18 protein-coding genes are annotated in these 17,405 nt (G+C 59.3%); 3 read left to right on the forward strand and 15 right to left on the reverse strand.

The genetic code is table 11. From position 1 onward, the window contains the following. Positions 1–2: 2 nt before the first annotated feature. Entirely contained in the window at positions 3–845 is an 843-nt protein-coding gene (locus T18_RS19220; RefSeq protein ID WP_003518033.1) for a transporter substrate-binding domain-containing protein, read from the reverse strand. Between the two features lie 112 nt (positions 846–957). On the opposite strand from T18_RS19220, the gene T18_RS19225 reads away from it, so the two are divergent. The 3 genes from T18_RS19225 to arsK all read left to right on the forward strand — a co-directional run bounded on the left by T18_RS19225 (position 958) and on the right by arsK (position 3,591). Continuing rightward, positions 958–1,881, forward strand: coding sequence for a LysR family transcriptional regulator (locus tag T18_RS19225; protein WP_003518035.1), 924 nt, complete (start codon positions 958–960; stop codon positions 1,879–1,881). Between the two features lie 140 nt (positions 1,882–2,021). Beyond that, on the forward strand, positions 2,022–2,393 hold the full coding sequence (locus T18_RS19230) for an ArsR/SmtB family transcription factor (RefSeq protein ID WP_025595275.1): 372 nt from the start codon (positions 2,022–2,024) through the stop codon (positions 2,391–2,393). After that, a complete protein-coding gene (gene arsK / locus T18_RS19235) occupies positions 2,371–3,591 on the forward strand; it encodes an arsenite efflux MFS transporter ArsK (protein ID WP_112296637.1) in 1,221 nt (406 codons plus the stop codon). Before T18_RS19230 ends, arsK begins: the two co-directional genes overlap by 23 nt. A gap of 4 nt (positions 3,592–3,595) precedes the next feature. Here the strand turns inward: arsK and arsH are convergent, their stop codons facing one another. The 14 genes from arsH to T18_RS19305 all read right to left on the reverse strand — a co-directional run bounded on the left by arsH (position 3,596) and on the right by T18_RS19305 (position 17,322). Beyond that, entirely contained in the window at positions 3,596–4,324 is a 729-nt protein-coding gene (gene arsH / locus T18_RS19240; RefSeq protein WP_025595273.1) for an arsenical resistance protein ArsH, read from the reverse strand. Beyond that, entirely contained in the window at positions 4,299–4,724 is a 426-nt protein-coding gene (gene arsC / locus T18_RS19245) for an arsenate reductase (glutaredoxin) (protein WP_075807784.1), read from the reverse strand. Before arsC ends, arsH begins: the two co-directional genes overlap by 26 nt. Positions 4,725–4,726: 2 nt before the next feature. Further along, a complete protein-coding gene (gene arsB, locus T18_RS19250) occupies positions 4,727–5,785 on the reverse strand; it encodes an ACR3 family arsenite efflux transporter (RefSeq protein ID WP_038494522.1) in 1,059 nt (352 codons plus the stop codon). Further along, on the reverse strand, positions 5,785–6,141 hold the full coding sequence (locus T18_RS19255) for an ArsR/SmtB family transcription factor (protein WP_038494525.1): 357 nt from the start codon (positions 6,139–6,141) through the stop codon (positions 5,785–5,787). The genes arsB and T18_RS19255 overlap by 1 nt, the downstream gene beginning before the upstream one ends. Positions 6,142–6,402: 261 nt before the next feature. Next, the gene (locus T18_RS19260; RefSeq protein ID WP_038494528.1) at positions 6,403–7,122 is read right to left on the reverse strand and encodes a ribonuclease activity regulator RraA; all 720 of its coding nucleotides are present in this window, start codon (positions 7,120–7,122) and stop codon (positions 6,403–6,405) included. A 34-nt stretch (positions 7,123–7,156) separates the two neighbouring features. Next, on the reverse strand, positions 7,157–7,954 hold the full coding sequence (locus T18_RS19265) for an NAD-dependent epimerase/dehydratase family protein (protein WP_003518043.1): 798 nt from the start codon (positions 7,952–7,954) through the stop codon (positions 7,157–7,159). 16 nt (positions 7,955–7,970) lie between these two features. Then, positions 7,971–9,695: an L-arabinonate dehydratase gene (gene araD / locus T18_RS19270; RefSeq protein WP_003518044.1), complete on the reverse strand. Its 1,725-nt coding sequence runs from the start codon at positions 9,693–9,695 to the stop codon at positions 7,971–7,973. Positions 9,696–9,734: 39 nt separating this feature from the next. Then, positions 9,735–10,814 carry an ABC transporter ATP-binding protein gene (locus tag T18_RS19275; RefSeq protein WP_038494532.1) on the reverse strand — a complete coding sequence of 360 codons (1,080 nt, stop codon included), beginning with the start codon at positions 10,812–10,814 and terminating at the stop codon, positions 9,735–9,737. Between the two features lie 23 nt (positions 10,815–10,837). Further along, a complete protein-coding gene (locus T18_RS19280; RefSeq protein ID WP_003518047.1) occupies positions 10,838–11,881 on the reverse strand; it encodes a carbohydrate ABC transporter permease in 1,044 nt (347 codons plus the stop codon). Next, a complete protein-coding gene (locus T18_RS19285; RefSeq protein WP_038494535.1) occupies positions 11,874–12,842 on the reverse strand; it encodes a carbohydrate ABC transporter permease in 969 nt (322 codons plus the stop codon). Before T18_RS19285 ends, T18_RS19280 begins: the two co-directional genes overlap by 8 nt. Positions 12,843–12,899: 57 nt before the next feature. Further along, on the reverse strand, positions 12,900–14,168 hold the full coding sequence (locus tag T18_RS19290) for an ABC transporter substrate-binding protein (RefSeq protein ID WP_038494538.1): 1,269 nt from the start codon (positions 14,166–14,168) through the stop codon (positions 12,900–12,902). Positions 14,169–14,190: 22 nt separating this feature from the next. After that, positions 14,191–15,264 carry a Gfo/Idh/MocA family protein gene (locus tag T18_RS19295; protein WP_038494541.1) on the reverse strand — a complete coding sequence of 358 codons (1,074 nt, stop codon included), beginning with the start codon at positions 15,262–15,264 and terminating at the stop codon, positions 14,191–14,193. Further along, positions 15,261–16,277, reverse strand: coding sequence for a Gfo/Idh/MocA family protein (locus T18_RS19300; protein ID WP_003518052.1), 1,017 nt, complete (start codon positions 16,275–16,277; stop codon positions 15,261–15,263). Before T18_RS19300 ends, T18_RS19295 begins: the two co-directional genes overlap by 4 nt. Continuing rightward, positions 16,270–17,322, reverse strand: a complete 1,053-nt coding sequence (locus tag T18_RS19305) for a Gfo/Idh/MocA family protein (protein WP_038494544.1) — start codon at positions 17,320–17,322, stop codon at positions 16,270–16,272. Before T18_RS19305 ends, T18_RS19300 begins: the two co-directional genes overlap by 8 nt. Between the last annotated feature and the right edge of the window lie 83 nt (positions 17,323–17,405).

Below are 17,405 nucleotides of genomic sequence, written 5' to 3' on the forward strand. Positions count from 1 at the left end.
GGTCACTCAGTCGCCGGCAGAGTGGCGGGCAGCTCCATCTGCGCGCCGAACCATTTCTTCTGGAATTCGGCCAGTTTGCCGGATGCATTGAGCTTTGCCAATTCACTGTCCATGAAGGCATTTAGCGTCGCACTGTCAGTATCGTTGCGGCCCGCCCATGAGAAATAGGTCTTCGGTCCGAAGGTCGGCAGAACGACTTCAAAAGCATCCGGCCGCTGGCGTGCAGCTTCCAGAAGGTTTGGAAGCGAGTTGACGACGGCGCGCAGGCGCCCCGCACCGAGGTCGGCATAAGCTTCTGAGAAATCCGTGTAGCTGGAGACCGTCGTGGCATCCTTGCCGGCCGCCTTCAGTTCGGCGGAAAACGTCTCAAGCGCCTTGAGCTGCGCGGAGCCCGCCTGCGAGCCGACGGGCTTACCCGCGATATCTTCCGGCTTGGAGATCTCGGCATCGCCCTTGCGTTTCAGGATTGCCATCGTCGCATCTGCAACGGGTGCTGAGAGCTTGTAGGCCTTCATGCGTTCCGGCGTCACGGTGACCGAGGTCACGACATAATCGAAGCGGCTGGCGGCAAGGCCTGGCAGGATGCCCTGCCAGGGCAGATCGAGACGCTTCAGCTCAACGCCCGGCAAGGCTTTCATGACTTCTTGCATGATGTCAGCGGAATAACCGACGATCTTGCCGTCCTCGACAAATTCGAACGGCGCAAACCGGGCCTCGGTTGCGACAGTGAAAACCTTATCGGCCTTGATCTTTTCCAGAAGATCGGCGGCATGGGCGGATGCGCCGAGGCTGACGGCGAAAGCTGCGCAGAGTGCGAGAGATTTCAGAGTGGGCAGGTTTTGCATGGTTTCGTTCCCTTATTGGTTTGTGATTGGGGAGGAGGAAACCATGGACATTATTCCAGAAAAATAGGAAACTGATGGAGTTTATATTTGTAAAATTGATGTAACGGTCCCCATGCAGCTCGCGCAATCCGACCTTCGTTCTCTCGCCGTCTTCCGCGCTGTCGTGGAGCACAAGAGTTTTCTCGGCGCGCAAATCACGCTCGGGCTGAGCCAGTCCGCTGTCAGTTTCCATATCAAGGCGCTGGAAGACAGGCTCGGTTTCAAGCTGTGTCGGCGAGGGCGATCCGGTTTTGAATTGACGGATCGCGGCGCGCTCGTGCATGAGCGTTCGAAAGTGCTGTTCCTGGCGCTGAATGCCTTCGAAAGCGATATCGGCACGCTCAAGAACCGTATTACCGGTACGTTGCGACTGGGACTTGTGGACAACACGATTACCGATCACGACCTGCCCATTCACCGCATCATCGCCCGCATCAGCGAAAAGGCGCCGGAAGCACGTATCGAGCTGGTGATCGACACGCCGGACGCCCTGTTGTCGGAAATTGCCAATGGCGGCCTGGACATCGCACTTTTACCGGAAACGCTGCCGTATCAGGGCCTGAAGCTTTCGCGCTTCAGGGAAGAGGCGCATTCACTGTATTGCGCGAAGGGACACCAGCTCTTTCATCTTCCCGATGCCGAACTTTCCGTCGAGCGCATCGAATCCTTCGATTTTGTCGTGCGGCCCTATGCCAATATGCGTGAGCTGCAATATTTTCCGCAGGCACGGGCGCGCGCTTCGGCCTCCAACATGGAGGCGCAGGCGATGTTCGTGATGTCCGGCCACTATGTTGGGTATCTGCCTGATCATTATGCGGATGATTGGGTCCAGAAAGGAATTTTCCGGCCGTTGATGGCAGCAAAGACCCGTATCCAGTCCACCTTCGTTATTGCCACGCGGTCCGCTGAAAAGCCTTCGACGGTGCTCGATTTCTTCATTCGCGAACTCGCCGGTTTCGCATCAGAGGCGTTTCACAAGAACGCGCGCAAGGCGTAGAGCATACGCCGCTCATAGCCCCGTCGCCGCGAACGCCGACGTATGTTCCAGAGGGGCAAGTGTGATCTCGGAAGAAATTGCCTTGCCGATGGCATCGCCGTTCGCTATCCATACTTCAATAATTCAAGGATTATTGAAGTATGGACCAGCATCAGGCTCTTTCGGCATTTGCTGCCCTCTCTCAGGAGACGCGCCTCGCGATCGTTCGAGCACTTGTCGTTGCCGGTCCTGACGGACTGGCCGCCGGTGCAATCGCCGAGCGCATGGGCGTCTCGGCGACGAACGTGTCGTTTCATCTCAAGGAACTGGAGCGGTCTGGCCTGGTCTCGCAACGACGAATATCGAGGTCTATCCTTTACAGCGCCAGCTACGACACTTTGGCCGAGCTTGTGAAATTCCTGGTAGAAGACTGTTGTGCCGAACATCCGGCGATTCTGGAGAATGTCGAGCGAAGCAATGGATGCGCCAGTCCGGCTGGCACTTCGTCCGATGGGGGCAATATCATTGCATAATTCGAAAGTACCTGCTGGCATCGTCTCAGCGCTTGGCCTCACGCAGATCATCGGTTACGGCACTCTCTATTACAGTTTCAGTATTCTTGCCCCCGGCATGGCGGAAGACCTCGGCCTGACATTGGCGGAGGTATTTGGCGTCTTCTCGGTGTCGCTATTCATCGGAGGTCTGTCGGCAACCTATATCGGCAGGCAGATGGATAGGATCGGAGCCGCCACGGTGATGACGGTCGGCTCAGGCCTTGCGGCCTTGATGCTGTCGCTCTGTGCCTGGTCACCGTCAGTCGCAATCTTCGCCGTTGCCATCATCCTGCTCGAGGTATCGTCCGGAATGGTGCAGTATCAGGCCGCATTCGCGACGCTCGTTGAAAGCGATCCCAGAACCGCATCCCGGAGCATCACCTACCTCACGCTGATCGGTGGGTTCTCATCGACGATCTTCTGGCCGATCTCGGCCGCGCTTTCCGAATGGATGTCATGGCGTGAAATCTATCTGGTCTTTGCAGCGCTGAATCTGTTCCTTTGCATGCCTCTACACGTCTGGATCATGCGCGTCGGCAAGACCGGACCGAATGCGGATGCGGCCGTCCCTCGCGAAGCCATAATCGGAGCAATCCCCCACGATGCGCGCCGCCGAAGCATGATCATGGTGTCGTTCGCCTTCGCGCTTCTCGGATTTACGCTTGCCGCGATCCTCGCGCACATGGTGCCGATGCTCGGTTCAATCGGGCTAGGTGGCGCGGCAGTAGTTATAGGATCTCTGTTCGGTCCAGCACAGGTCGCAAGCCGCCTGATCAACATGGTCTTCGGAAAGAACCTGTCGCCGCCAGCGCTCGCCGTCCTGTCGGCCGTGCTGATCGTGTTCGGCATCCTGATCTTGCTGGCAACGCGAGACTGGCTACCGGGGGCAGTCGCGTTCGCAATCTGCCTCGGGCTTGGGTCAGGCATCAACAGCATCGCGCAGGGCAGCCTGCCACTCTATCTGTTCGGATCGGAAGGGTATGGCGCGATCACGGGCAAGATGGCGGCAGCTCGACTGGCGCTCGGAGCCGGGGCACCCTTCGCGTTCGCGGCGTCCATGGAAAACTTTGGCCTGAGCCTGTCACTCATTGGAAACGCATGTCTCGGCGCGGTCAGCATCACGGCATTCGTTGCGGTGGCAGCATCCTGTCGGCGGCCAGCCACCGCAACAGCCTAGGTCGTCAGATCGATTTCAGGGAGACCCGCTTCTCCAACTCGACCGCTTCTTCCTTCCGCTCGCTGTAGCGGTCGGTCAAATAGGCCGAGGCATCGCGGGTCATGATGGTGAACTTAACCAGCTCCTCGCAGACATCCACCACCCGGTCGTAATAGGGAGACGGCTTCATCCGTCCGTTAGCATCGAACTCCTGATACGCCCTTGCGACCGACGACTGGTTGGGGATGGTGATCATCCGCATCCATCGCCCGAGGATACGCATCTGGTTCACAGCATTGAAGGACTGGCTGCCGCCGGAAACCTCCATGACGGCGAGCGTCTTGCCCTGTGTCGGGCGAACAGATCCGAGCGAGAGAGGAATCCAGTCGATCTGCGACTTCATGATGCCGGTCATCGCGCCGTGGCGCTCGGGACTTACCCAAACCTGCCCTTCCGACCATTGCGAGAGCTCACGCAATTCCTGCACCTTCGGGTGGCTCACGGGTGCTTCGTCGGGCAAAGGCAGGCCCTTCGGATCGAATATCCGAACTTCGCATCCAAGCCGTTCGAGCAGCCGCCCTGCTTCGAAGGCAAGCAAACGACTGTAGGATACCTCGCGTAGCGAACCGTAGAGGATCAGAATGCGGGGCTTATGTGTCGAAAAGGCCGGACGCAGAGCATCGAGATCAATCGCGTGCAGGTGCTGGCCCTCAAGTGCGGGGAATGTGTCAGGCAATGCGCTTTCCTTCATCATCGAGGACCTGTTCGCCGTCTTCTTTGGTAAACGGCCCCTTGAATGCGTCTGCCGGAAGTATATCCAGAACCACTTCCGAGGGGCGCGACAACCGCGTACCCATTGGGGTGATGACGAATGGCCGGTTGATCAGGATTGGCGTCTCGAGCATGGCATCGATCAACTGGTCATCGGTCAGTTCAGGATATCCAAGTCCAAGCACCGTATAGGGCGTGCCCTTCTCGCGGATCGCCTCGCGGACGGTCAGCCCGGCGTCGGCGATCATCTTGACGAGTCGCTCGCGGCTCGGCGGGGTTTTCAGATACTCAATCACAGTGGGTTGAATACCGGCGTGCTCAATGAGTGCGAGGGTGTTGCGCGAAGTGCCGCAATCCGGGTTGTGATAGATGGTGACGTCCATGCTCATTGCCTTTCGGTAATTGTGTTTCGGGAAACGGCTGGGGCCGCCTCGTACCAACCCTTCGAGCGGTTCACGATCCAGACGACCGAGAGCATGACTGGAACCTCGATGAGGACACCGACGACGGTTGCCAGTGCTGCGCCTGATTGAAAACCGAACAGGCTAATAGCGGCCGCAACCGCGAGTTCGAAGAAATTGCTTGCACCGATCAGTGCCGACGGACCGGCAATGCAGTGCCGTTCGCCGCTCATCCGGTTCAGAAGATAGGCGAGCCCGGAGTTCAGATAGACCTGGATAAGGATGGGGATTGCAAGCAAGCCAATAACGGCCGGTTGGGCGATGATCTGCTCGCCCTGGAAGGCGAAGAGAAGAACCAGTGTTGCAAGCAGCGCTACCAGCGAAATCGGCTGCAGCCTTGCGAGAATGCGATCGAGCATCCGTGACGTTCCGTCCGCCATGAGCCGGTGCCGGATGAACTGCGCGAGGAAGACGGGCACGACGATATAGAGGGCAACGGAGAGGACGAGCGTGTCCCATGGAACGGTGATTGCGGACAGGCCAAGCAAAAGGCCGACAATGGGAGCAAAGGCGATGACCATGATCGCATCGTTGAGTGCGACCTGCGAGAGCGTGAACAGTGGTTCGCCGCGTGTCAGGTTAGACCACACAAAGACCATGGCAGTGCAGGGCGCTGCGGCAAGAATGATCAGTCCCGCAATATAGGAGTCGATCTGGTCAGCGGGAAGATAGGGGCGGAACAGCCAGCCGATGAAGAGCCAGCCCAACAGCGCCATCGAGAACGGCTTGACGGCCCAGTTGATGAACAGCGTGACGCCGATACCCCGCCAGTAGGTGCCGACCTGCGTGAGAGAGCGGAAATCGATCTTCAGCAGCATCGGAATGATCATCAGCCAGATCAGGATTGCGACCGGGATATTCACCTTGGCAATCTCGGCCGCGCCAATGAGCTGGAAGACGCCGGGCAGCAAATGGCCGAGGGCGACACCGACGATGATGCACAGAAACACCCAGACGGTTAGGTAACGTTCAAATGTGGACATCAGGCGGACTTTCCCGCGTGTGGAGTGCAGCAGGGCGTCAACTCGGCTATCAGCGGAGCGCAAAGCTCTGCCGATCCACCACAACAATCTTTCAGGAGAAACAGCGTCATGTCGCGAAGCTGTTCTATCTGCGCGCGATACATGATGATTCTGCTGTGGCGTTGCGATGATACGAGGCCCGCGCGTGACAGAACATTCAGATGCGCGGACATGGTGTTTTGCGGCACCACCAGCGCGCGCGCGATGTCGCCCGCCGGCAAGCCTTCCGGTGCGTGCCGCACAAGCAGCCGAAAAGTTTCGAGACGGGTTGGCTGGGCAAGCGCCGCCAAAGCGAGAATAGCCTGTTCTTGTTCCATATATCCAGATTAATGGAAATATAGGCATAGTCAATGTGTTTTTGCGGGTGTTACCAAACACCACAAACTCCAGGGGATCATTTTACGAATATCGACAGAAACCCATTTCGGGCCGGTTTTTAGTGCGGGAAAATCGTCGGCCCAGTCGCTTCGGCGACTTGGTATTATTGTACATGCGAGTGCGCCTGCATGAGTGGGACGCCACCCATGCAGGCTTGCTTCAAGGCATTGCGGACGAAACCGGCAAGCGTTCTGTTCGGCTCACGCGCCCGAACGGTCTCTCTGTTCGCGCCATACGGCGAAAGCCTTCTGGTGTTCGTCCTTCGTGCAGGGATAAAGGCCGATGATGGTTGCGCCGCCCTTCACCTGTTCGACCACGAAATCCTCGTAAGCGGTCATTTCCACCGCTTCTGTCGCGATTTCGTCGGCAATTCCGGCGGGGATGACGATGACGCAATCCGCATCACCGACAATGATATCCCCGGGGAAAATCGGGGCATCGCCGCAGCCGATCGGGCCGTTAATTTCAATTGCTTCGTGTTTGGTGAGGTTGGTAGGGCTGGATGGTCGGGTGTGGTAGGCTGGAATATCCAGCTCCGCAATCGTCGCAGCATCGCGGAAACCGCCATCCGTAACGACGCCGGCAGCACCGCGCACCATCAGGCGGGTGATGAGAATATCACCAGCGGATGCGGCGCTCGGGTCTTTGCGGCTGTCCATGACCAGTACGTGGCCGGGCGGGCAGATCTCAATGGCGACGCGCTGGGGATGTGCGGGGTTGCGGAATTCCACCAGCTGGTTGCGGTCTTCGCGGGCGGGCATGTAACGCAGCGTGAATGCAGGCCCGACCATGTTCGCGCCCTTGTGGCCAAGCGGGTGGACGCCCTGAATGACCTGGTTGCGCAGGCCGCGCTTGTAGAGTGCGGTTGCGAGGGTGGCGACGGAAACCGTCATCAATTTTTCCCTGGTTTCTGTATTCATCTTATTCTCCTCGAATAGCGTGAGTGTCTGCACATCAGTTTTTGTGGATCGGTTCGTCTATGAAAACGCCGCCCTGGTATTTCGCGATTGCGGCATCCGGATCAGGGCGAGGGACATCCCGTTCGATATCGGCCCGGAAGCGTGCGGCATTATCCCGCCGCTGCCAGCCGAGAAAATCGACGTGGGAATTATCCCACCAGCTGTCGTCATTGGCAGAGACGCCCCAGATGACCGGGCAACCGAGTTTTGGCGCGTGAAATACGGCCTCTACCAGGGAGACCAGATCGTCATGGCTGAGCCAGGTGGATAACATGCGCCAGTTGGTGGGCTTCTCTTCGCAGGAGCCGATGCGGACGATGGCCGTTTCCTGTCCGAATTTGGAATGGTAGAGGCTCGCCATTGCCTCGCCGAAAATCTTCGAGACGCCGTAAAGGCCATCCGGCAAAAACGGCGTCTGCGGCGATAGCTGCTCACCCTGCGGATAATATCCGATGGTGTGGTTGCTGGAGGCAAACAGGATGCGTGGCATGCCAGCAAGCCTTGCTGCCTCGTAAAGATTATAGACGCCGCGCAGATTGGCGGCCTCGATGGGATCGTAAGCCTTTTCCACGGAGATGCCGCCGAGATGGACGATGCCGTCGCAATCCTTGACCAGCGCATGGACGGCGCCTCCGTCCTCCAGAGAGCAGCGGATGATCTCTTCATTCGCTGCCGCCGCACCCATATCAACCACATCCGAAAGGCGGATGATCTCCGCGAGATGGCCGAGCCTGCCGCGCAACATGCTGCCCAGCTTGCCGCCGGCGCCCGTAATCAGCAAACGTTTCATCATTTTGCGCGCTCCCGTCTCAGAATATGTCGGGTTCGCCAGCGGTGCGGCCGAAATCCGTCTGCAGGAAATCGAAATCGCATCCGGCATCCGCCTGGGTAACGTGTTTCGAGAAGATGTAGCCATAACCACGCTCGTAACGCGGCGGCGGCGCCTGCCATGCGGCCCGACGCTGGGCGATCTCCTCTTCGCTGACCAGCATGTCGAGACGGCGCTGGGGCAGATCGAGCCGCACGATATCGCCGGTCTTCAGCAGGGCAAGCGGCCCGCCGACGAAGCTTTCCGGCGCGACATGAAGAACGCAGGCGCCATAGGAGGTGCCGGACATGCGAGCATCGGAAATGCGCACCATATCGCGGTGACCCTTCTTGATCAGCGCCTTGGGGATGGGCAGCATGCCCCATTCGGGAAAGCCTGGGCCGCCAAGCGGGCCCGCATTACGCAGAACCAGAACGTGATCGGGCGTCACATCCAGATTTTCATCGTCGATTGCCGCCTTCATCTCAGGGTAGCTATCGAAGACCAGCGCCGGACCTTCATGGAAATGGAGTTTCGGATCGCACGCGGCGGGCTTGATCACAGCACCATCCGGGCAGAGATTGCCGCGTAGAACGGCAAGCGATCCTTCGGCGTAAACAGGGTTATCCAGCGAGCGGATGACGTCGTCATTATAGACCCGCGCGCCTTCGAGGTTTTCGCCCATGCTGCGGCCGGTGACGGTGAGCACGGAACAGTCCAGACGGCTTTCGATCTGCTTCATCAGGGCTCGCAGACCGCCCGCATAATAAAAATCCTCCATCAGGTAATCTTTGCCGGAGGGGCGGACATTGGCGATAAGCGGCGTCACGCGGCCGAGTTCGTCCAGCTCGTCCAGCGTCATCGGCACACCGGCGCGGCGCGCCATGGCAATCAGATGCACGACGGCATTGGTGGAACAACCGGTCGCCATGGCAACGATGGCCGCATTCCGAAACGCGGGCGCAGTAAGAATGCGATCCGGGGTCAGCTCCTCGGCCACCATTTCCACAATGCGACGGCCACAGCCTGCCGACATGCGCTGGTGTTCGGCGTCCACCGCCGGTATGGACGAAGCGCCGGGCAAAGTGAGACCGAGCGCATCGGTGATTGCCGTCATGGTCGATGCCGTACCCATGGTCATGCAGACGCCGGCGGAGCGGGCAATGCCGCCCTGCACGCCGCGCCATTCTTCATCGGTCACGTTACCGGCCCGGCGCTCGTCCCAGTATTTCCAGGCATCGGAGCCGGAGCCCAGCACCTTGCCGGCATAGTTGCCGCGCAGCATCGGCCCGGCCGGAAGATAGATCATCGGCACGCCGGCCGAGATCGCTCCCATGACGAGGCCGGGGGTGGTCTTGTCGCAACCACCCATCAGCACCACGCCATCCAGCGGATGCGAACGGATCATTTCCTCCGTCTCCATGGCGAGCATGTTGCGATAGAGCATGGAGGTCGGCTTGGTGAAACTCTCATCGACCGAAAGCGAGGGCATCTCGACCGGGAAGCCACCTGCCTGTAGAACGCCGCGCTTCACATCCTTCACACGTTCGGGAAAATGCGAGTGACAGGTATTCAGCTCCGACCAGGTGTTGAGAATGCCGATGACGGGCTTGCCGGCAAAATCCTCCTCCGAATAGCCAAGCTGCATCATGCGTGAGCGGTGGCCGAAACTGCGCAGATCGTCAGGCGCGAACCAGCGGGAGGAACGGAGTTTTTTGTCGGTCATGTCAAAGGTCCTGCTTTACGGGGGCGTGGCGACGGAGGCTTAGTCCTGCTTCAGCGTCAGCCCGCTTTTCGTATCGAAGAGGTGGATATGTTGGAGCGGCGCCGACATGCGGATGACTTCGCCAGCCGATGTCGATGTCTGCCCCGCAAGATGCAGGGTGACGTGGCTGCCGTCACCGAGGTTGCCATAGAGATAGGATTCCCCGCCGAGCTGCTCTGCCGTGCGCACGGACATGGTCACCGCACCGTCCGGTGTGGGCTGCACATGGTTGGGGCGAATGCCGAGCGTGACCTTCTGGCCGGGTGCGTAGGAAAAGCCGCTCTGCGGCAACGGGATCAATTCGCCGGTCGCGATTTTAAGGGACGGCTGACCTTCTGCTACTACTTCGCCGGCGAAGAAGTTCATCTTCGGCGAACCGATGAAGCCCGCTACGAAAAGGTTTGCGGGGCGATTATAAAGATCGAGGGGAACGCCGAACTGCTCGAGCTTTCCGGCGCGCAGCACGGCAATCTTGTCGGCCATCGTCATGGCCTCCACCTGATCGTGGGTCACATAGATCATGGTATTGCCAAGACGCCGATGCAGGCTGGAAATCTCGCCGCGCATATCCACGCGCAGTTCCGCATCGAGGTTCGACAGCGGCTCGTCAAACAGGAAAACCCGCGGTTCGCGCACGACAGCGCGACCGATCGCGACGCGCTGTCGCTGGCCGCCCGACAGATCCTTGGGCCGCCGCTCAAGCAGCTGGTCGATCTGCAGCATCTTGGACACCTGTGAGACCTTCTCGACGATGTCTTTTTTCGGCGTGCCGATATTTTCCAGGCCGAAGGACAGGTTTTCCCGAACCGTCATATGCGGGTAGAGCGCATAGGACTGGAACACCATGGCAAGCCCGCGATCGGCAGCCGGAACCGCGTTCACCACGTCGCCGCCGATGACGATATCGCCGCCGCTCAGCTCTTCAAGACCGGAGATCATGCGCAGCAGCGTCGATTTTCCGCAACCGGACGGGCCGACGAAAACACAGAACTCGCCGTGCTTGATATCGAGATCGATACCCTTGATGACGTCGAGGGCGCCATATGTTTTTTTGACCTGACGAAGCTCTATACTTGCCATTGTGTCATTCCCTCCCTTGAGGATCATTTTCCGCCGGTCGATGCGATGCCGGTGGCGATATATTTTTGCAGGAACATGAAGACCAGCGCGATTGGCGCCAATGTCAGCACCGTCATGGCCAGCAGATTGCTCCACTCTGTCGTCATTTCTCCCTGGAAGGAGTTGAGCGCCAGTTGCAGGGTGAAATTGTCGTTGCGCGTCAGCACGATAAGCGGCCACAGGAAGTCGTTCCAACGCCACATGATGGCGAGGATGGCGAGCACCGCGAGCGCCGGTGCAGACAGTGGCAGGATGATGCGCCAGTAGATTTTCCATTCGCTGGCCTTGTCCATGCGTGCCGCATCTAGGATTTCATCCGGGATGGTCAACATGTATTGGCGCAGCAGAAATACCCCGGTCGGTGTGGCCGCTCCTGGAATGATCACACCCCACAGGCTGTTGATCATGCCGAGCTGGCTGGTGATGAGAAAAAGCGGAACGAGCACGACGGTCTGCGGGATCATCAACGTTCCGACGACGAGTGCCAGAACCACGCCTCTGCCCTTGAAGCTGTATTTCGACAGTGCAAAGGCCGCCATGGAGTTCACGATCAGCATGATGACGGTCGACGTCACGGTGATGAAGGTCGAGTTCCAGAAATAAAGCGGAAAGTTGAAGCGCTGGAAAAGCTCGGTGTAGTTCTCCGTCGCCAGTGCAACCTTCTCGGCCGGGCGCAGCTCGTTGAACGGCATCTTCATGACTTCGCCGGGCTTTGCCGGATCCACCACCTGGGCGACGAGCCCGACGCGCCTGATCATGCCGAGCTTGCGGCCTTCCTTGTCGACAAAGGCCGGCAAAGGTGCGGCCTGACCGTCAATGACCACGGTTTCCTGCGCATAGGGAAGCAGGCGTGGCGGAAACCGCTGGAGGTCGGCTTCCGTCTTGAAGGAGGAGAGAACGAGCCAGAGAACGGGTCCGAACATCATCAGAACGGCAACGCCGAGATAGGCGTAGGACAGCCAGTCGGTCCAGTGCAATTTGCCGTTTCTGCCGCGTGTGCGGGTTAGAAATGCGCCAATCCTAGCCATCGACTTTGCTCCTGTTGGCCCGGAATTGCAGGGCAGTCAGCACCACGAGAACCACGGCAAGCAGCAGCGAAGCGGCCGCGGCCAGTCCGAAGTTGCGGGGTGTTCCGGCAAAACCAGTCTGATAGATGAATTGAATGATGAAGGTCGTTGCCGAACCCGGCCCGCCGCCGGTAAATGCGAAGACTTCATCGAAGGTCTGTACGCCCTTGATGAGGGACAATACGAGAACCACGAGCATGGTCGGGGCGAGAAGCGGCATTGTGATCCGGCGGAAAATCCGCCACGGGCTTGCCTTGTCCAGCTGTGCCGCCTCATAGGCGTCACGCGGAATGGCCTGAAGGCCGGCAAGCAGGATGAGCGTGTAGAAGCCCATATGCGCCCAGACGGACAGGAATACCGACCATCCAAAGGCAAGGTTGGCCTCCAGCAGCCAGTCCACCGAACCGATACCGAGGGAATCGAGCGCAGCGTTCAGGACGCCGAAACGCTGCAATATCCACTTCCATATCAGCGCCACGACCACCGGTGAAAGCAGCACGGGAAAGAAGAAGACGGCGCGGAAGAAACCGCGTGCCCTGATGTCACGGTTGAGCACGACCGCCGTAATCAGCGAGAAGCCCACCATGAACCCGACCTGCAGCACCACGAAGAAAATCGTGTTCCAGACGGAGCGCCAGAAAAGATCGCGCTGACAGGAATTGGGATCGAAATAGTTCTGGCACGAGAGAAGGACCGAGAAGTTTTCGCCGCCCACGGAGGGGCGTTCCGACAGCAGGATATGCTCGCTGCCGGTCACTGAATAAGCCATGTTGAGAACGATCGGCAAAAACGCGAAGACCGCAAACAACAGGAGATTGGGTGTCAGAAACACCCATGCGATGCGCCGATGCCCGAGCATTTTCTGCAAGAGGGCGAAAGGCAGCTCTATGATGCCCATGACGGGCGCAAGAAGTCTGTACATTGATGGTCCTCCTTCGATCCGGCGCGGCGCGGCAAGGCCGCGCCGGAAGGCGATGGATCACTTCGCCTGTTTCAACGCTTCCTCAAGATCGGCCTTCGCACGTGTCATGGCGTCGTCAACCGAGCTTTCGCCAACAATCGCCTGCGTGACGCGCTGGACGGAAATGTTGAACATCGCGCGGTTGTTCTTGTAGCCCTGATAGGCGTAGGCGACGGGGCTGATACCAGGGACCTGATCCAGCCACGCGTTCATGGCCTTCTGGGTCGCCGGGGTTGCGCCGGTGTAGTCGATAGGCTTTGCGCCGACGGCCTTGTGAGCCGGGACGTTGCGGGTACGGACGGTGAAATCGAGGTAATTTTCGTCCTGCGCAAGGAAGTTCAGAATATCCGCGACGATCTTGGGGTTCTTGGTCTGTTTGAAGCCCACGATACCCGTTCCGCCCGGCATGCCGGTGCATGCGGCCGGTCCGCATGGCTGCGACACGACTTCCCAGTCGAAAGCATCGCCGACCTGACTGTCGAAGCGCGCTGTCTGCCAGCTGCCGGAATAATAATAGACGAGCTGACCATTGATGAATTCCTGCGCCGCATCGCGGTAGGTGTTGCCACCCTGGCCGGCCCAAACGTCACGCGCCATGGTGCCGCCCTTGTTCCACTCGACGAATTTCTTCACGAAAGTGGTGAAGCCCTCGTCGACCAGGATCGGCTTGCCGTCGGCGTCGAAAAGTTTCGCACCGTAGGAAATAGCCGGACCGGCGATACGGTGACCGGAGCGGTCGATCGCCATGGGGTATGGCGAGCCGGTGGCCTTGGCCACTTCATTTGCGGCCTTCGCCCAGTCGTCAAAAGTCGCATCCTTGCCGGGAACGGCGACTTTCGCCTGATCGAACAAGGTGCGGTTGATGAAGGCGCCGGTAATGGTAAGCTGCGTCTGCATACCATAGATGCCCTTGTCGTCGGGGCCGCTACGATACCATTTCAGCACATCGCCGAAATTGTCCTGCCAGTACTTCGCATCCACGTAGGGCGTCAGGTCGAGATAATAGCGATTGAGGCCGCCAAGATCGGTGACGGTTGCGAAATCCGGGCCGCTCCCGCCGGCGAGCTGCACCGGCAGGCCTTCGAGAAGCGCCTTGTAGGGCACGATATCCGTAACGATCTTGACGTCAGGATGCTGTTTTTCGTAACGCGACAGGATGTCCTTCAGGACTTCGCAGCCGTTGCCGTCATAGGCGCAGGTGAAGCGAACTTCCTGTGCCTCAGCGGCACCGGCAAAAGATGCCGTCCCCAGGGCCAAGGCAAACGCCAGGCTGTATTTTCTGCTCATCTGGTTTCCTCCCTTTAGATGATTATGCCGTGGCGGACGCGCGCGGAGCCCAACCCTTGAGCCGCTCATTGTCAGCGGTCAGCGGCAGGCGAACGGCCGTGCCTTCCTGTACCGATGTGTAGATTGCGGTTACGAGTTCGATGGACTGCAAGCCGTCCGTAATCGTCACTTCCTTGCCCGCGCGACCCTCCATCGCATTGGCAATCGCCTCGACAAAACCGGTAAAGCCGTTTTCGCCATCTTCCACCGTTGCGAGGACGGCGTCGATCTGGTTCTGCGTGGTCGGCGCCCGCGCCGTAAAGTGCCATTTATCTTCCGCCGGACGATAGGGCAGCGTTCCGCTTTCGGCCGTGAAGCCTTCGAAGCAGAACCGCAGACGGGACGTGTCGTCGGCTGCACCAAGCGTGACCGAGCTGGTGGCGAGCGCGCCGCTCTTCATGCGGAAGCTGATGGCAGCGCAGTCTTCCGTCTCGATCCTGTTCACCCGGGTGTCGGCCATGGCGAAGACCTGTTCCACCGGACCTAGGACATGGCACAGAAGGTCGTGGGCATGGATGGCGTGACCGAGGATCGCGCCGCCGCATTCACCCTTCCAGGTGCCGCGCCAGGGAATGTCGTAGTAGCTCGCGCCACGGTTCCAGTGAACTTCCGAGCTTGCCACATAGGCTTTGCCAGCAAGTCCGGCGTCGATGAGGGCGCGCAGCTGCCGCAGGGCGGGACCAAAACGATACTGGAAAACCGGAAAGACGCGCCGTCCGGTCTTCTTGACAGATTCCATCAGCGCATTTGCTTCCTCCAGCGAACGCACCAGCGGCTTTTCGCAGACCACGTCCTTGCCGGCCGCGTGGGCCTTAAGCATTACGGGGAAATGCAGATGCGGCGGCAGGCAGACGTCTATGAGCGAAATGCTTTCATCGGCGAGGACTTCTTCGAGATCCGCCGTGATGCGGATGGAAGAACCTTCGCCAGCCACCGCCCGTGCCCGCTCCACATCAAGATCGCAGATCGCCTTGACGGTGAAACGTTCCGGCAGCGCCAGATAACCGCTCAGATGCTGTGCGCCAATACCGGCGCCGATAATGGCGACGCCGATCATGCTGCGGTTCCTTCAGCCTTGGCCTGCGCCTGAAGCGAGAGGTCACAAACCTTGAAGACGTGTTCCTGCGTCATGGCAGTTTCCGTGCGGTTGCGTATATCGTCGCATACACGGGCGAAGTAGGGCAGGCCGGCACCGGATGCGTCGATATATTCGCAACGGTCGCCATTGACGAGGATCAGACGGTCTGTGCCCTCGGTGTTGCCGACATCGACGTATTTGCGCAGTTCGATGTAACCTTCTGTACCGAGGATCGTCAGGCGGCCATCACCCCATGTCGGCAGTGCATCGGGTGTGTACCAGTCGACGCGGATATACCCATGGCCCTTGTCGCCGCGCAGCACGACTTCGCCGAAATCCTGCAGGCCCGGATCGCCCGGATTGGCGTAATTGGCAACGGTGGCAGATACGATCTCAACTTCGGTGGAGCCCGTAAAGAACATGAACTGGTCGATCTGGTGGCTGGCAATATCGGTGAGAATGCCGCCATAGGCCGCGCGTTCGAAGAACCATGTCGGGCGGATTTGTCGGTTCAGGCGGTGCGGACCAAGGCCAACCGTCTGGATGACGCGGCCGATGGCACCCTGTGCAACCAACTCGGCGGCTTTCGTGACGCTCGGGACTTCGAAGCGTTCGGAAAAATCGACGGTCCAGATTCTTTTGGTCTTGGCAACGGTCTGGCGCAGGCGCTCAAGCTGGTCGAAGGTGGTGCAGCCCGGCTTGTCGGACATGACGTCCTTGCCCGCTTCCATGGCAGCGATGGCAAGATCGGCACGCTTGGACGGAATGTCGGCAATGATGACGAGATCGATGGTTTGGTCAGCCAGCAAATCCTCCTTGGAGGCAGCACGCGGCACGTCCGGGAAGCGCTTTACGAAACCTTCGACCACGTCCGGCTCGCCTTGCGTCCACCAGCCCGCGAATTGCGCACCGGCATCCAGCATGTTCTGCGCCATGCCGAAAATGTGCCTGTGCTCTATGCCGAGAGCCACGAACTTGATTGGTTTACTCATCCTGCAGTTCCACTTCCTTGCCGGTTTCGGCTGAGTTGATGATCGCGTCGATCAGTCTGTGAGACAAAAGAGCTGCTTCACCGGTGACGACCGGCGGGCGCCCTGAAGAAATGGCGTCGACGAAATCGTCGAAAACGCCCTGATGCCATTCATGCGTGAAAGCCATGGGATCGGCGCCGCCACCGGTGCCGGAAGCGGCACCACCGAAGGTTTCCTGGCGGCCGTCGCGCCAGTCGACATGCAGCAGGCCGGATGCGAGCCGCAGGCTTGCCTTGTCGAAATGGAGGAGAATGGATTCAGGCGCACCGGGAAAGCTTGCGGTGCTCGCGACGAGCGAGCCGACGGCGCCGTTTTTGAAACGAAGGCCGGCCGATACGTAATCCTCGGTTTCCATCTTGTGAAAACGCGTCGTTGCCGCCATGGCCTGCACGCTGGCCACAGGGCCTGCAAGGCTCAGGGCCAGATCGATCGTGTGGATTGCCTGCGATATCAGAACGCCGCCGCCGTCACGCGCAAGCGTGCCGCGTCCCGGCTCATCATAATAGGCCTGGGTACGCCACCACGGCACCGAAATCTCGCAAAGGCCTAGTTCGCCAAGCGTGCCGGATGCGACCAGTTCGCGTGCCTTTTGCGATGCGGCGCGCATGCGGTGCTGGAAAATGATACCGAGCGTTACACCCGCATCGCGGCAGAGCGCTACCAGATCGGCCGCTTCCCGAGTGTTGCGGGCGACAGGCTTTTCGAGAAGAATGTGTTTGCCGGCTCTTGCAAGCGGACCGACGATATCGGCGCGGGCATTGGGCGGCGTTGCGATGATGGCGAAATCGACATCGCCGTCACGCGCGGCTTCCTCGATTGACGCGTATACGGCAACGTGGTGACCGGTGTGTTTTGCCGCTTCGGCAGCCAGCGCTTTCGCGCGGCCGGAGCCACCGTCGACTATCGCTTTCAGGCGGATTTTTTCAGGGCTTGCCGTACAGGCAAGCACATGCGTCTTCGCTACCATTCCGGCACCAACGATGACGCAGGTCTTGATATTTTGCATTCGGGAGCCTCCTTCCCATGGCCATTCAATTGCATACCGGTATGCCGGTTGTCAACACACCAGTGTTCCGGTATACCGGTTAT

Origin of the sequence: Rhizobium sp. TBD182, from assembly GCF_001950375.1 — a bacterium.
Classification (GTDB): domain Bacteria; phylum Pseudomonadota; class Alphaproteobacteria; order Rhizobiales; family Rhizobiaceae; genus Agrobacterium; species Agrobacterium tumefaciens.

Excerpts from the sequence above, each read along its gene's own strand:
- T18_RS19220 (WP_003518033.1), bottom strand. The coding sequence starts at position 845 with ATGCAAAACCTGCCCACTCTGAAATCTCTCGCACTCTGCGCAGCTTTC.
- T18_RS19225 (WP_003518035.1), top strand. The coding sequence starts at position 958 with ATGCAGCTCGCGCAATCCGACCTTCGTTCTCTCGCCGTCTTCCGCGCT.
- T18_RS19230 (WP_025595275.1), top strand. The coding sequence starts at position 2,022 with ATGGACCAGCATCAGGCTCTTTCGGCATTTGCTGCCCTCTCTCAGGAG.
- arsK (WP_112296637.1), top strand. The coding sequence starts at position 2,371 with ATGGGGGCAATATCATTGCATAATTCGAAAGTACCTGCTGGCATCGTC.
- arsH (WP_025595273.1), bottom strand. The coding sequence starts at position 4,324 with ATGATGAAGGAAAGCGCATTGCCTGACACATTCCCCGCACTTGAGGGC.
- arsC (WP_075807784.1), bottom strand. The coding sequence starts at position 4,724 with ATGGACGTCACCATCTATCACAACCCGGATTGCGGCACTTCGCGCAAC.
- arsB (WP_038494522.1), bottom strand. The coding sequence starts at position 5,785 with ATGTCCACATTTGAACGTTACCTAACCGTCTGGGTGTTTCTGTGCATC.
- T18_RS19255 (WP_038494525.1), bottom strand. The coding sequence starts at position 6,141 with ATGGAACAAGAACAGGCTATTCTCGCTTTGGCGGCGCTTGCCCAGCCA.
- T18_RS19260 (WP_038494528.1), bottom strand. The coding sequence starts at position 7,122 with ATGAATACAGAAACCAGGGAAAAATTGATGACGGTTTCCGTCGCCACC.
- T18_RS19265 (WP_003518043.1), bottom strand. The coding sequence starts at position 7,954 with ATGATGAAACGTTTGCTGATTACGGGCGCCGGCGGCAAGCTGGGCAGC.
- araD (WP_003518044.1), bottom strand. The coding sequence starts at position 9,695 with ATGACCGACAAAAAACTCCGTTCCTCCCGCTGGTTCGCGCCTGACGAT.
- T18_RS19275 (WP_038494532.1), bottom strand. The coding sequence starts at position 10,814 with ATGGCAAGTATAGAGCTTCGTCAGGTCAAAAAAACATATGGCGCCCTC.
- T18_RS19280 (WP_003518047.1), bottom strand. The coding sequence starts at position 11,881 with ATGGCTAGGATTGGCGCATTTCTAACCCGCACACGCGGCAGAAACGGC.
- T18_RS19285 (WP_038494535.1), bottom strand. The coding sequence starts at position 12,842 with ATGTACAGACTTCTTGCGCCCGTCATGGGCATCATAGAGCTGCCTTTC.
- T18_RS19290 (WP_038494538.1), bottom strand. The coding sequence starts at position 14,168 with ATGAGCAGAAAATACAGCCTGGCGTTTGCCTTGGCCCTGGGGACGGCA.
- T18_RS19295 (WP_038494541.1), bottom strand. The coding sequence starts at position 15,264 with ATGATCGGCGTCGCCATTATCGGCGCCGGTATTGGCGCACAGCATCTG.
- T18_RS19300 (WP_003518052.1), bottom strand. The coding sequence starts at position 16,277 with ATGAGTAAACCAATCAAGTTCGTGGCTCTCGGCATAGAGCACAGGCAC.
- T18_RS19305 (WP_038494544.1), bottom strand. The coding sequence starts at position 17,322 with ATGCAAAATATCAAGACCTGCGTCATCGTTGGTGCCGGAATGGTAGCG.